Source organism: Nocardia sp. NBC_01388, from assembly GCF_045040085.1.
Lineage (GTDB): Bacteria > Actinomycetota > Actinomycetes > Mycobacteriales > Mycobacteriaceae > Nocardia.
The window spans coordinates 6,053,076-6,067,027 of sequence record NZ_CP109553.1; the positions used below are offsets into that span (position 1 = coordinate 6,053,076).

Here is a 13,952-nt window from a genome sequence, read left to right on the forward strand (position 1 = left end):
TCAACCAGCCGAGGGTGGTAAACGGTATCGAGCTTTTTCAGCGACCCGGATTCGACTGGGAACGCTCGTCATCGGTGAAACCGGCATCCTGCGGGGCAACTGCACCCCGGGGCGCGCGGCGCCTGCAGCCGGGCCGAGTAGGCCGAGGCCGCGCGGAACACACCGGAAACACCCTGCGGGGCAGCGGCGTACGTGATCGACCGGCGCGCCGAGAAGCCCATATCGGTACCGATGGCCACGGCGTCGATATTGGCCCCGAGGAACAGGAAGTTCCAGTGGTAGATGTCCTGCTGCTGGGTGATCAGCGCCTTCACCGCGGCATGCGACCACTCCCTGCTGGAGTTCTCGTGCCCGTCGGTGAGCACCACCAGAATGACCGTTCCCGGCCGCTCCGCCTCGTCCCGCGCCGCCAGCTCACTCCCCACATCGGTGATCAATCGCCCCACCGCGTCGTACAGCGCTGTCATGCCCCGGGGCCCGCAACCGCAGCGGCGGCACCTGCGCCAGCGGCCGATTCGCGTACACCAGCTCATATTCGGTATCGAACTGAGCCAGGGTCACCTCGATCCGCTTCGGAACCTCCCGCTGCTGGTCGATATAGGCGTCGAACCCGCCCTCGGTATCGGTCTTGATCGACTGCATCGACCCCGAACGATCAAGCAGCACAGCAATAAGCGTCAGATCAGAATTTGTCATATGAACCCCCGAAACGACTCTCGCGAACCTCACCCACCGTACGCCCGACCCCCTCCCCGCCTCCGATTTTCGTGCGGGCCCAACGGACGGACTGAACGTCCAGTCCGCGCCGAATGGCCTGTTCCACAGGCGAATACGCATCGTCCGAGCGATCGAAGACGCATGGTTCGCGGAGCAGGAGTGGAGGTTGCGCGAGAAAGCGAGGATTGCGGCCGCGATGCGGCTGAGCGGCGTGGACGAGGAATGGATGGCAGAGGTAGACGTCGCCGGCTCGGCCGGTGGCCAGGGCCTGAGGCAGATCGGCTGTGGCGTTGTAGGTCTCGATGAGATCGGGCGCGGACATGCTGACGCCCGGTCCGCCGTACGGAGCCAGGACGTTCGGCAGGCGTAGGTGCGAGCCCACACGAATCCGGGTGGGGGCATCATCGGCGTCGATATCGGAGAAGAGGAAGAGCATCAGCAGGGCTCGGCCCTTCGACCGCAGATTGATACGCCACTGGATGTAGTCGCCGGCCGGGCCGTCGCCGGGGAAGCTCGCATCGATATGCCAGCCGTCATCACCCGGCGCTTCGGGACTCGGGAAGCGGATGGGGAAGCCGCCGAGGCTGTTTCGCGGAAGCCAGCGGCCGGGACCGACCAGTTGGTCGAAGGCTTCCAGGAGGGCGGGGGCATTGACTGCCTGGGCGAAAGGTTCCTCCGCATGGTCGGCCAGGCGGATCACCGGTTGCGTCCAGGTGGCAGGGTCTTTCGGGTCGCATCCGGTGGCGCGCCAGAGGATTTCGCGAGCGCGTTCGGCCGTCTCGCGCGGAAAAGCGCCCTCGACTTTCACGAAGCCATCGGTGATGAAGGCTTCCACCTGATGGTCGGTAAGCATGCGATCCCTTCGTTCGACTCCACCGAGGATCGACTATTCGGGCATCAGATCGCCACCCAATATTCGAGGATCGAATCGTCACCCAATCTGGGTGCCCCGCGCGGCAATCGGGCTCCGGACACGCGAAAGCCCCTCTCACAGACTGTGAGAGGGGCTTTCGGGCTGATGCTTTTACTCGCCGGAGGCGGCAGCTGCCTCACCGGCGGCGACAACAACCGGCTCATCTTCCACAGCGTCGCTCTTCTTGGTGAGCTTCGCCTTCGCGTGGAAGGTGAACTTGGCGTTCTCGCCCTGGCCTTCGCCGTCCCAGCCTTCGACATCCACCAGAACGCTCTGACCGGCGCTCAGCTCGCCGAAGAGAATCTTCTCCGACAGCTGATCTTCGATCTCGCGCTGGATGGTGCGACGCAGCGGACGGGCGCCGAGCACGGGGTCGAATCCGCGCTTCGCGAGCAGGCTCTTGGCCTGATCGGTCATCTCGATCGCCATATCCTTGTTGCGCAGCTGGTTGGCGACGCGGCCGATCATCAGATCCACCATCTGCACGATCTGCGGTGCGGTGAGCTGGTGGAACACGATCACGTCGTCGATGCGGTTCAGGAACTCCGGGCGGAAGTGCTTCTTCAGCTCGTCGTTGACCTTGAGCTTCATCCGCTCGTAGTTCGAACCCTCGGCATTGCTCTGAGCGAAGCCCAGGCCCACAGCCTTCGAGATATCCGAGGTACCGAGGTTCGAGGTGAAGATCAGCACGGTGTTCTTGAAGTCGACCGTACGACCCTGACCATCGGTCAGGCGACCATCCTCGAGGACCTGCAACAGGGTGTTGTAGATCTCCTGGTGGGCCTTCTCGATCTCGTCGAACAGCACCACCGAGAACGGCTTCCGGCGCACCTTCTCGGTGAGCTGGCCGCCCTCTTCGTATCCGACGTAGCCCGGAGGGGCACCGAACAGACGCGAAGCGGTGAAGCGGTCGTGGAACTCGCCCATATCGATCTGGATGAGCGCGTCGTCGTCGCCGAACAGGAAGTTCGCCAGTGCCTTCGACAGCTCGGTCTTACCCACACCGGACGGACCGGCGAAGATGAACGAGCCCGACGGGCGCTTGGGATCCTTCAGGCCGGCACGAGTACGGCGAATCGCCTTGGAGACGGCCTTGACCGCGTCCTCCTGGCCGATGATCCGCTTGTGCAGCTCATCTTCCATACGGAGCAGCCGGGTGGTCTCCTCCTCGGTGAGCTTGAAGACGGGGATACCGGTCCAGTTGGCCAGCACCTCCGCGATCTGCTCGTCGTCGACCTCGGCCACGACGTCCAGATCACCGGAACGCCACTGCTTTTCGCGCTCGGCACGCTTGGCGACGAGCTGCTTCTCCTTATCGCGCAGGCGGGCTGCCTTCTCGAAGTCCTGCGCGTCGATGGCGCTTTCCTTCTCGCGACGGGCATCGGCGATCTTGTCGTCGAATTCGCGCAGGTCCGGCGGTGCGGTCATCCGGCGGATGCGCATGCGCGCGCCCGCCTCATCGATGAGGTCGATCGCCTTGTCCGGCAGGAACCGATCGTTGATGTACCGATCGGCCAGCGTGGCCGCGGCAACGAGAGCGCCATCGGTGATGGAAACCCGGTGGTGCGCCTCGTAGCGGTCGCGCAGACCCTTGAGGATATTGATGGTGTGCTCGACCGTCGGCTCGCCCACCTGCACCGGCTGGAAACGACGCTCCAGCGCGGCATCCTTCTCGATGTACTTGCGGTACTCGTCGAGAGTGGTGGCGCCGATGGTCTGCAGCTCACCGCGAGCCAGCTTGGGCTTGAGGATCGAGGCCGCGTCGATAGCGCCCTCGGCCGCGCCCGCACCCACCAGGGTGTGCAGCTCGTCGATGAACAGGATGATGTCGCCGCGGGTATTGATCTCCTTGAGCACCTTCTTCAGGCGCTCCTCGAAATCACCGCGGTAGCGGCTGCCCGCGACCAGGGAACCCAGGTCGAGGGTGTACAGCTGCTTGTCCTTCAGCGTTTCCGGCACCTCGCCGTTGACGATGGCCTGAGCCAGGCCCTCGACCACGGCGGTCTTACCGACACCGGGCTCGCCGATCAGCACCGGGTTGTTCTTGGTGCGGCGAGACAGCACCTGCATGACGCGCTCGATCTCCTTCGAGCGGCCGATGACCGGGTCGAGCTTGCCTTCGAGCGCGGCCTGGGTGAGGTTGCGGCCGAACTGGTCGAGCACCAGCGAGGTGGACGGAGTGCCCGACTCACTGCGCGAACCCGAACCTTCGACCGGCTCCTTGCCCTGGTACCCCGAGAGCAGCTGAATAACCTGCTGGCGCACGCGATTCAGATCCGCGCCCAGCTTGACCAGCACCTGAGCCGCGACGCCTTCGCCTTCACGAATCAGGCCGAGCAGAATGTGCTCGGTGCCGATGTAGTTGTGGCCGAGCTGCAGCGCTTCGCGCAGTGACAGCTCGAGAACCTTCTTGGCACGCGGGGTGAAGGGGATGTGACCGGACGGCGCCTGCTGGCCCTGCCCGATGATCTCCTCGACCTGCGATCGCACACCCTCCAGCGAGATACCAAGGGATTCCAGCGACTTCGCCGCGACGCCCTCACCCTCGTGGATCAGGCCCAGCAGGATGTGCTCGGTGCCGATGTAGTTGTGGTTGAGCATCCGGGCCTCTTCTTGGGCCAGGACAACGACCCGCCGCGCGCGGTCGGTGAACCTCTCGAACATCGCTCCCTCACTTCCTGCTCCGCTTGCTACGGCATCCGGCGCTTCAGACCCTGTGCTGCCCTTCTGGTCGCCAGCCTGCCATGAAGCCCTGGGGTTGCATCCCCCGCCTCCACTCTAGTTGGCGGGGGTCACGCACGTCGTCCGTCCACCCTATTGCGAACCGGCGACAGTACGACTCATTCCCTCATAACGGGCCTGTAGCCGGGAACGTTTCCATCTCGGCTACGCCCACAGCGAACAAACGAAGGATCACCCGGTGAAGGGCGGGATGAACTCGCACGGAACCGCCCGCGGATGCGCCGGGTCGAGCGCATTGAGGGCGTCAGCGGCGACGCGAGGGCTGCCGGCGATCGCCAAATGGTCGGAGAAGTCGACCGGGCAGTCGCTCTGAACCAGGATATTGACGGCATTCGGGGCAGGAACCAGCGCAACCGACGGGAACACACCCTCGTCGTAGTTCGAGGCCACATTGGTGTAGCTGACGCTCGGGTCGTACACGCCGTCCGCGTTCAGGTCCTTGATGAACTGGGAATCGCCCAGCATCTCCGGGCAGGCCTGGCAGACGCCGGCGCTGATCATGCCGTCCACGGTGTTCGCATCCGCGCCGAGCTGCTTGCCGAAAGCCCGCAGCACGTTCATCTGGTCACCGAAGATTCCCAGCCACGGGGGTGCGATGGCGACGAACTTGTCGACCTTGCCCTCGCCGCCGCCCCGCTTGATGTAGTAGTTCCCGACGGTATTGCCCTGCGAGTGAGCGATGAAGTCGACCTTGGCGGCGCCGGTCGAGGCCAGCACGCGGTCCACGAAGGCGCCGAGTTGCGCGGCACTGGACGGGATGGGCTTCATACCGCCGAGCGCCGACAGCGGCCACGGGACGTCGAGGCTGCCGTAGGTGAGCGCGTAGACGCAGTAGCCCTCGTTGGCCAGCAGCGGGGCGTAGGCGCCCCAGTTGGTCTGTGCGCCGCCGGCGGTGCCGTGGATGAGCACCACCGGATCCGGGTGCGCGGCAGTGGGTTTACAGGACCAGTCATTGGCCCCGGGCAGTGCGCCGCCGGGATTGGTCAGCTCGTACGGGATGCCCGCGAAGAAGTTGTAGTTCACCGGATAGTCGGCGCGTGCGGTACCACTCGATACCACCCCCAACACGGCCAGGACCGCCGAGATCAGTAGCGATCCCGGCGACCGGCGCAGCAGCGCACGACGCATAAGCCCTCCCAAATTAGAACGTGTTCCGACAAGCTATTCGGAATTCACTTCTGGCGAGGGGCTTACTGGCCGGTAAGTTCTGAAACCTGTTGCACAGGCGCTGTGGCACAGCGCCCGTGGCCCGGAAAAACCGGCGGGGACCGAATCGGTCCCCGCCGGAAGCCTGTTCGGCTATCGCTGCCCCGGAGCCGGCCGCCAGGCCGGAGCGAACTGCGGTCGAGCCGAAGCGAATTGCGGTTGCGCGGCACCGGACCGCGGCTGCGCCGGAGCGAAACCCGGTGCCGGAACCTGGGCGATGGGGGCCGCGAAGCCGCCGCGCACCGGCTGGCCGCCGAACCCGCTCGCCACCGCGCCGCCGGCCGGAAGCGCCGCCGCATTCGCCTTGCCGTGCTGCATGCCCGCCACGAACAATCCGCCGATCAGCACCAGGAAAGCCAGGGTGTGCAGGACGGCGCGGACGATATTCCAAGCCACCCAGGAGGATTCGAACTGCGACCGGACGGCGGCCGGATCACCGATCTGCGCCGGGTCACCCGCGGCGGCCAGCTGATTGTTGAGCGGCACGTTCAGGCCGGAGGTGATCAGGAAGGCAATCACATTGAGCGCCAAGGCGACTGCGATCCAGATCAGCGTGGTGCGGGAATCCTTGCCCAGGTGCAGCGCCGCGGCCAGCACGGTGAATGCCACGGCTCCCATGAAGCTGAACATGAACCACGGGTTGACGATGACCACATTGATCTTCTGCATCACGTCGATCATGGAGCGGTCGTCGGTGCGGTGCAGGGCCGGCATGACCGAAATCGCGTAGGCGTAGAACACTCCCGCGACCAGGCCGGTCGCCAGCGTCGCCGCCACCAGGGCAATCGTGCGAAATGCAAACATCGGAGTCTCCTGACTGGATCTTCCTCACCCCGGATTCCCCGGGGGAGCAACGACTTCCAGTCAACCGCCGGGCGGCGGGACACAACATCGTTCAAAAGCTCGCGGACATGAGCGGTCGTCTCACACGTGTGAATCCCGGCCGAGAGCATGCCGGGATGACCGGGACGGGTCAGAGATACGACGGGGACGGGTCAGAGGTCTCGTTCGGAGATGACGCCGCTCTGCATGGCCAGATTCGCGAGGCGGACCCGTTTCTGGTTCTGCGGGAGATCCTCGACGCCGAATTTGGCGAAGAGCGTGCGCAGATGGGTCTTGATGGCATCCACGCTGAGGAACAGCTCGGCGGCGATCTGCTGATTGGAGGCGGGCGAGGCGAAGCCGTCATTGCCGCGCAGGGGGCGGCACAGCGCGATGAGCACGGTCCGCTGGGTTTCGGTGAGCGAGCGCAGTGTGGGCAGGCCACCGGTGGAGGTCTGCGTGACATCGCCTGCGGCGCCGCTGAAATCGTGGAAGGTGACCCGCGAGGTGCCCATGCGGATGACATCGCCGGGCTGCAGCCGATGCCGCCCCACCAGGCGATCACCGTTGATGAAAGTGCCGTTGCGAGAGAGACCGTCGTCGACGATGGTCCAGTGTGCGCCCAGATATTCGGCGGTCGCGTGCAGTCGCGACACCTCGACATCCCAGGCCAGGGACAGATCGGCCTGCGGTGAGCGGCCGATGGTGATGCGCGGCTGATCGGGAGTCAGCATCAACTCGTGCTGACTGCCCTCATGATCCTTGACCCGCAGGAAGGAACCGTGAAATGCGGTCACTGCGCCGATACCTCGTCTCTACGCCCAGCCAGTGACATCGTTCGCACAGGTTCAATGGTGCCGTGCCGTGTCGGCGCGAGCAAGATCGTGTCACGGATATGGGCAACCGGCATCCGCGCCAGTTATACGCAAAGCGTATAAATACACCACTGCCGCCCGGGCTCGCACGAAACACCCGAGCGGCAGTCGCAAAAAACTAGTTCTTCGACGCGGCCTTGTTGTAAGCCTCCGTGATGTCCGCGGAGATACGACCACGCGCCGACACCTTGTGCCCATTCCGGCGCGCCCATTCGCGAATCGCCGCACTTTGTTCACGGTCGATCGAGACCCGGCTCTTCGGGCTCGTGGTCGCGCCGGCAAGCGCGGTCTTGGTGCGGCGCCGGCCGCTCACGCGACGCGCGTTCGAGACCCAAACCTCCAGACCGTCCCGCAGCTTGGACGCATTAGTCGTCGACAGGTCGATCTCGTACGAGACGCCATCGATTGCGAACTCGATGGTCTCGTCCGCGATGGACTCACCGTCGACATCGTCGATCAGGCTAACGGTGACCTTCTTTGCCATGAGATGAACGTCCTCTCGAAATCGTGCGACCCGCATAGTTAGGCCGATTACCCAAAACTAGAATACCGCTAAATTCGATAGTCCCAGAACGGGTACCGACAATGCAATCCAGCGAACTCTAACGAGCTGCCGGACGCACAATTGGAAAGAGTATCGTTTCTCGGATTCCCAAGCCAGTCAGGGCCATCAGCAACCGGTCGATTCCCATACCCGTTCCGGTCGTCGGAGGCATACCGTGCTCCATCGCGGCAAGGAAGTCCTCGTCCAGCCGCATGGCCTCGTCGTCACCCGCGGCAGCCAAACGCGCTTGATCCTCGAAACGCTCGCGCTGGATGACCGGATCGACCAGTTCCGAATATCCGGTAGCGAGTTCGAAGCCGCGCACGTACAGGTCCCACTTCTCGGTAACCCCGGGCTTGCTCCGATGCTGACGTGTCAACGGAGAGGTCTCCACCGGGAAGTCGCGCACGAAAGTCGGGGCGTACAGCTTGTCGCCGTAGACATGCTCCCAGAGTTCCTCGACCAGTTTGCCGTGACCGTAGCCCTTGTCCTGCGGAATTTCCAGACCGACGCGATCAGCGAGTGCCAGCAATTCCTGTACGGAAGTTTCCGGCGTGACCTCCACACCGATCGACTCCGACAGCGACGGGTACATCTCGACGGTGGTCCACTCGCCCGACAGATCGTATTCGGTTCCGTCCGCCAGTGTCACCAGCAGCGTGCCGTAGACCTCCTCCGCGACTTCCTGGATCAATTCCCGCATCATCTTCGCGGAATCGTCGTAGGTGCCGTACGCCTCGTAGGTTTCCAGCATTGCGAACTCGGGCGAATGAGTGGAGTCCGCGCCCTCGTTCCGGAAGTTCCGGTTGATCTCGAAGACCTTCTCGATGCCGCCCACCACACAGCGCTTCAGGAACAACTCCGGCGCGATCCGCAGGAACAGCTCCAGATCGAGCGCATTGGAGTGCGTGACGAACGGGCGCGCGGCGGCGCCGCCGTGGATGGTCTGCAGCATCGGGGTCTCCACCTCCAGGAAACCCCTGCGCTCCAACGCATTCCGCAGCGCACGGACCGCCTGGACCCGCGTACGGGCCATCTCCCGGGCCTCCGGGCGGATGATGAGATCGACGTAGCGCTGCCGGACGCGCGATTCCTCGTTCATCTCCTTGTGCGCCACCGGCAGCGGGCGCAGCGCCTTGGACGCCATCTCCCAGCCGTCCGCCATGATGCTCAATTCGCCTGTGCGCGAAGCGATCACCTCGCCGTGCACGAATACGAAATCACCCAGATCGACATCGGACTTCCAGGCCGCCAGCGATTCGGCACCGACGCCATTGAGGCTGATCATCGCCTGCAGCTTGGTGCCGTCACCCTCCTGCAGAGTGGCGAAACACAACTTGCCGCTATTGCGCTGAAAAATAATGCGACCCGCAACTCCGGCCTGCTGACCGGTCTGTGTATCGGCGGGCAGATCCGGGTATGCGGCACGAATTTCGGCGAGGCTGTGCGTCCGCCCGACCACTACCGGATAGGGCTCGCGTCCCTCGGCCAGCAACCGCTCCCGCTTCTCGCGGCGAATCCGCATCTGCTCCGGGACATCCTGTTCCACGAGCGGAGCCGCAGTGCGCTTTTGACCTGCGGATGACGTGGTGCCAACGGGAGAAGAGGGGGTGGGGGTGCTCACGGGGCTCTAGCCTATCTTGCGGCGGAAACCCTTTTCTTCCCACACCCGGGCAAACCGCAATCAGAGCCAGGCGAGTGTCGCGACCTCACGCTCGAAGTGCGGTGCGGTGGCCGCGACCATGAGCAGTCCGGCCGCTTTCAATGCCTGATATCCACCCACCAGATCGGTGGCGCGGCGCAGTCCCAACTGCTGCAGCGAGGAAGCCGCCAAACTGGACGTATATCCCTCGGAGCAGACGATAATCCACTCCCGCTCGTGGTCGTCGGCCAGCGCCAAACGCGCCGAACTGGTCGGATCCAGCCGCCATTCCAGGACATTTCGCTCGATCACCAAGGCGCCCGGCAGGGTGCCCTCCCGCAATCGCTGCGCCTGCGGGCGAATATCCACCAGCAGCGCGCCGCGGGCAATGGCCTGGGGTATTTCCACCGGATACAGCCGTCGCAGCCGCTCGCGCGCCTCGGCGAGCATGCCGTCGATCGTCAAGTGGGTCATCAGAGTTCGCCTTCGGGCTGGTCGGTGAGGACGGAACGAGTGCGCCGCAGGGTCCCGTGACCGGTGACCTCGTAATAGGACATGGCCGTCAGCGGCGGCGAATAGGCATGCACGCTCAATGTCGGATCCAGCGGACCGGAGATTCCGGCCTCCGCTTCCGGGGCACGCACCACATCGTGCACCCAGCCCAGCGGGAAGGACGCCTGGTCACCGGCCGTCAAAGTGCGGCGGCGCAGTTCCGTTCCATTCCAGCGGAATTCCGACAGCGCGCCGGCGAGCACGGTCAGCGCACCCAGTGAACCGGCGTGATCGTGCAATTCGGTGCGTGCGTCCGGCACCCAGCTGATCAACCACAGATCGACCTCATCGTCGGCGAGAAGCCTTACCGCCCAGCGCTTTTCGACGGGCCAGAGGCCATCGGCGGGAAGGAGATGATCGTAGCGGCCGGCCAGCGTGTCCTCGGCGCCCTCGTCGGTCAGACGCAGCAGGTCAGCGGGACGGAGCCGGGTGGGCAGCGCGGAAGCGGTAGCCCGCTCGGTCACCTCGGGCAGCAGCCGCGAAGTACGAGCGAGGGTGGACGCCGAATCGGCGACAGGGATCGGAAGCAAAGAAGATCGCATGGGCGAAACTCCAAGAAGTGTGTTTTACGGTCGAGGGCTTGAAAACGCAACCTCGACAAAGCCGAGGCGAATCAGCCTCGACAACACTCCTGGGTGCTCACACGGGAATACACGTGGGCGAGCTTAGCAGGCCATCGCCGCGGAGCAATAGCACCCGCCGCAGAGGACTGCGTCACAAACCATGAGGTCTGCATTCTTTCCGCCCACCCCGCCTCAGCGCAGCCGGCGCTGCTGGTTGCGCTCGTAGACCAGGCGCAGACCCTCGAGCGTCAGATGCGGTTCGTGGTGGTCGATGGTCTCCGACTCCGGGACGATCAACGGCGCCGTCGCACCCGTCGCGACTACCGCGTGATCACTTCCGGAGAAAATATCGAATTCATCGCGAATGCGGTCGATGAGACCGTCGACCATGCCGGCGAATCCGAAAACCGCGCCGGACTGCATGCACTCCATGCTGTTCTTGCCCACCACCGACCGCGGGCGGGCCAACTCGGCGCGGCGCAGGGCGCTGCGTTCCACCAGCGCCTCGGTGGAAATCTCCACACCGGGGGCAATGATGCCGCCGAGGAACTCACCCTTGGCCGACACCAGATCCACACAGATGGCGGTACCGAAATCCACCACGATCGCCGGGCGCTGGAAACGGTGATAGGCGGCAAGACAATTCACAATGCGATCCGCGCCCACCTCCTTGGGATTGTCCACCAGCAGCGGAATACCGGTGCGCACACCGGGTTCCACCACAATGTGCGGCACGTGCTCCCAATAGCGGCCCAGCATCTCGCGTAGCTCGCGCAGTACCGGCGGCACCGTGGACAGCGCCGAAACGCCCACCACCTGATCGGCGTCCGCGCCGATCAGACCCCGCACCTGCAGCGCGAATTCATCGGCCGTCAGCAGGGGGTTGGTGTGGGTCCGCCAGTGCCGCACCAGCTTCGAGTGCTCACCGCTGCCGGAGAACAGCCCCAGCTCGATACTGGTATTGCGGACATCGATGGTCAGCAGCATGGGTGCGCCCGGCCCTGGAGTCAGTTCGCGAAGGTCAGGGAACGCGGCGAGATCAGATCCGAGCCCTCCGGCGCGTGCGCCGGATCGCTGCCCAGTTCCACCTGCCGGTTGCGGTCGTCGACGAACACCACGCGCGGCGCGTACGCCTTCAGCTCGGCCTCGTCCATCATGGCGTAGGCGATGAGAATCACCAGATCACCCGGATTGACGAGATGTGCTGCGGCGCCGTTGATTCCGATGACACCACTACCGCGCTCCCCCGCGATGATGTAGGTCTCCAGGCGGGCGCCGTTGGTGATGTCGACAATGCAGACCTGCTCGCCCTCCAGCAGATCGGCGGCGTCCAGCAGGTCCTGGTCGACCGTCACCGATCCGACATAGTGCAGGTCGGCGTGGGTCACCGTGGCGCGGTGGATCTTGGACTTCATCATGGTGCGCAACATCGGCGTTGCCTCCTAACGGGTTGCCGCAGCGGGCTGTTCGGGGGTGGTCGGATTGCCGTCGATCGGCGTACCGAGGGTGACGGGCAGATTGTCGATCAGGCGGGTGCCGCCGATCCGGGCCGCGACCAGCAGGCGCGCATTGCCGCTGGCCTGTACCGCGCCCAGGTCGGAGCCACGCAGCTCCAGGTAGTCGAGATCGATGTCCGGTGCGGCCGCGAGCACCGAATTCGCCGCTGTCAGAACGGCTTCCGGGCCCAGCCCGGCGGCATGACGGCCGGCGGCCAGCGCCGCCGACAGGGTGGTGGCCAGCTCGCGCTGCACCGGATCCAGGAAGCGATTGCGCGAGGAGAGCGCCAGGCCGTCCCGCTCGCGCACGGTCGGCACCGCGACGATCTTCAGATCGAAGTTCAGGTCCCGCACCATCTGCCGGATGAGCGCCAGCTGCTGATAGTCCTTCTCACCGAAGAACGCCTCGACCGGACGGCAGATCTGGAACAGCTTGGCCACCACGGTCAGCATGCCCGCGAAATGACCGGGACGGACCGCGCCCTCGAGCTCGTCACCGATCGGGCCCGGGTGCACCGTGGTGCGCGGGCCCTCCGGGTACATCTCGGCGGCGCTCGGCGCGAAGACCAGCTCCACACCCTCGGCGCGCAGCAGCGCCACATCGGCGTCCAGCGTGCGCGGGTACTTGTCCAGATCCTCGCCGGCCCCGAATTGCAGGGGATTCACGAAGATCGACACAATGACAACCTGATTGGTGCGCTTAGCCCGCCGCACCAGCTCCAGGTGCCCCTCGTGCAGTGCGCCCATGGTCGGGACGAGCGCGACCGTACGACCCACCGACCGCAAGGCCTTGGCAACCGAGGTGACCACCGCCGGATCGTGCAGCACGGTCAGCTCGCCGCGCTTGTACGCACCACGCAGTTTCGGGTCCATCAGTTACCTTCCTTCGGCTGCTCGGAGCCCTCCGTGGTTACGCTGCGCTGCCGCCTCCGGGCTTGACCGCCCAGCCGAGGTCCTTCCAGCAGATCGAAAAGGGCGGGATTGCTGCGCGCGCGTTCCGCCGAACGCAATGACAGGGCGCGATAGCCCGCTGCCAGCCGGGGATCCAGGGATTCCAGCGCCGTCAGATGCGCCGCCACCGCGGGCACATCGCCGCGCGCCACCGGACCGGTCAGCGCGGCCGGACCACGCCGCAGCGCATTGTCCAGCGCCGCCGAGGCGAGCGGGGCCAGCATTCTTTCGGCAAGCCCGTTGGGCTGATCGTCGATCACCTGCTGACCGAGCAGGCCGGGGCCCGCCAGAGCGGCACGCAGCGCCTCGACAGCATCCACCACGAGGGTCACCAGATGGTTGCTGCCATGCGCCAGCGCCGCGTGATAGAGCGTGCGGTTCTCCTCCGAGACCCGCACCGGCTCGCCGCCCATTTCGATCACCAGCGCCTGTGCGATGGCATAGCCGATGTCATCCGCGGCGGTGACGCCGAAGCAGGCGTTCGCCAGGCGAGCCGCATCCTCGTCATGCCCGGTGAACGTCATGGCCGGATGAATCGCCAGCGGCAGCGCCCCCAAGGCGGTGAGCGGCGCGAGAATTCCGACGCCGTTCGCACCCGAGGTGTGCACCACGATGGTGCCCGGCCGCACCGCCCGCGCAGCCGCCAAACCCGCCACCAGACCGGCCAATTCACTGTCCGGCACCGCCAGCAGCAGCAGTTCGCTGCGCGCGGCCACCTCCTCGGCGGGCAGGATCCGGGAGTCCGGTAGCCGGGTCTCGGCACGGCGAATCGACGCGTCCGAAATAGCGGAAACGCCGAAAACCACATGACCGGCGCGCTCGAGCGCCGCACCCAGGACGGAGCCGACGCGTCCCGCCGAGACGATTCCCACCGTCAACCGTGCAGGCGCAAGATCGGTTCCGCAGACATCCTTGTCCGAGGTCACCCT

15 protein-coding genes are annotated in these 13,952 nt (G+C 65.2%); all 15 read right to left on the bottom strand.

Annotated features, from left to right (window positions below; genetic code table 11):
- Positions 1 to 68: 68 nt before the first annotated feature.
- The 15 genes from OG716_RS29255 to OG716_RS29325 all read right to left on the bottom strand — a co-directional run bounded on the left by OG716_RS29255 (position 69) and on the right by OG716_RS29325 (position 13,949).
- Entirely contained in the window at positions 69 to 437 is a 369-nt protein-coding gene (locus OG716_RS29255; protein ID WP_405133781.1) for a hypothetical protein, read from the bottom strand.
- Positions 415 to 666: a hypothetical protein gene (locus tag OG716_RS29260; protein WP_405133782.1), complete on the bottom strand. Its 252-nt coding sequence runs from the start codon at positions 664 to 666 to the stop codon at positions 415 to 417. The genes OG716_RS29255 and OG716_RS29260 overlap by 23 nt, the downstream gene beginning before the upstream one ends.
- 16 nt (positions 667 to 682) lie before the next feature.
- Positions 683 to 1,570 carry a phytanoyl-CoA dioxygenase family protein gene (locus OG716_RS29265; protein WP_405133783.1) on the bottom strand — a complete coding sequence of 296 codons (888 nt, stop codon included), beginning with the start codon at positions 1,568 to 1,570 and terminating at the stop codon, positions 683 to 685.
- Positions 1,571 to 1,741: 171 nt separating this feature from the next.
- Positions 1,742 to 4,294, bottom strand: a complete 2,553-nt coding sequence (locus OG716_RS29270; RefSeq protein ID WP_355130201.1) for an ATP-dependent Clp protease ATP-binding subunit — start codon at positions 4,292 to 4,294, stop codon at positions 1,742 to 1,744.
- Positions 4,295 to 4,543: 249 nt separating this feature from the next.
- Entirely contained in the window at positions 4,544 to 5,500 is a 957-nt protein-coding gene (locus OG716_RS29275) for an esterase/lipase family protein (RefSeq protein WP_405133784.1), read from the bottom strand.
- Positions 5,501 to 5,671: 171 nt separating this feature from the next.
- Positions 5,672 to 6,382, bottom strand: a complete 711-nt coding sequence (locus OG716_RS29280) for an anthrone oxygenase family protein (protein WP_405133785.1) — start codon at positions 6,380 to 6,382, stop codon at positions 5,672 to 5,674.
- Between the two features lie 191 nt (positions 6,383 to 6,573).
- Positions 6,574 to 7,197: an FHA domain-containing protein gene (locus OG716_RS29285; protein ID WP_297607717.1), complete on the bottom strand. Its 624-nt coding sequence runs from the start codon at positions 7,195 to 7,197 to the stop codon at positions 6,574 to 6,576.
- A 196-nt stretch (positions 7,198 to 7,393) separates the two neighbouring features.
- Positions 7,394 to 7,759 carry an Lsr2 family protein gene (locus OG716_RS29290; RefSeq protein ID WP_327143353.1) on the bottom strand — a complete coding sequence of 122 codons (366 nt, stop codon included), beginning with the start codon at positions 7,757 to 7,759 and terminating at the stop codon, positions 7,394 to 7,396.
- Positions 7,760 to 7,877: 118 nt separating this feature from the next.
- Positions 7,878 to 9,344 (bottom strand): lysine--tRNA ligase, encoded by a 1,467-nt coding sequence (gene lysS, locus OG716_RS29295; RefSeq protein ID WP_405139978.1) that lies wholly within the window; start codon positions 9,342 to 9,344, stop codon positions 7,878 to 7,880.
- Between the two features lie 159 nt (positions 9,345 to 9,503).
- Positions 9,504 to 9,935 (bottom strand): rhodanese-like domain-containing protein, encoded by a 432-nt coding sequence (locus OG716_RS29300; RefSeq protein ID WP_405133786.1) that lies wholly within the window; start codon positions 9,933 to 9,935, stop codon positions 9,504 to 9,506.
- A complete protein-coding gene (locus tag OG716_RS29305) occupies positions 9,935 to 10,555 on the bottom strand; it encodes a cysteine dioxygenase (protein ID WP_405133787.1) in 621 nt (206 codons plus the stop codon). Before OG716_RS29305 ends, OG716_RS29300 begins: the two co-directional genes overlap by 1 nt.
- Before the next feature lie 213 nt (positions 10,556 to 10,768).
- A complete protein-coding gene (locus OG716_RS29310) occupies positions 10,769 to 11,563 on the bottom strand; it encodes a type III pantothenate kinase (protein WP_355130193.1) in 795 nt (264 codons plus the stop codon).
- 20 nt (positions 11,564 to 11,583) lie between these two features.
- Positions 11,584 to 12,006, bottom strand: coding sequence for an aspartate 1-decarboxylase (gene panD, locus OG716_RS29315; RefSeq protein WP_327143350.1), 423 nt, complete (start codon positions 12,004 to 12,006; stop codon positions 11,584 to 11,586).
- Positions 12,007 to 12,018: 12 nt separating this feature from the next.
- Positions 12,019 to 12,945, bottom strand: a complete 927-nt coding sequence (panC, locus tag OG716_RS29320; protein WP_405133788.1) for a pantoate--beta-alanine ligase — start codon at positions 12,943 to 12,945, stop codon at positions 12,019 to 12,021.
- Positions 12,945 to 13,949 (bottom strand): Rossmann-like and DUF2520 domain-containing protein, encoded by a 1,005-nt coding sequence (locus tag OG716_RS29325; RefSeq protein WP_405133789.1) that lies wholly within the window; start codon positions 13,947 to 13,949, stop codon positions 12,945 to 12,947. Before OG716_RS29325 ends, panC begins: the two co-directional genes overlap by 1 nt.
- Positions 13,950 to 13,952 lie beyond the last annotated feature (3 nt).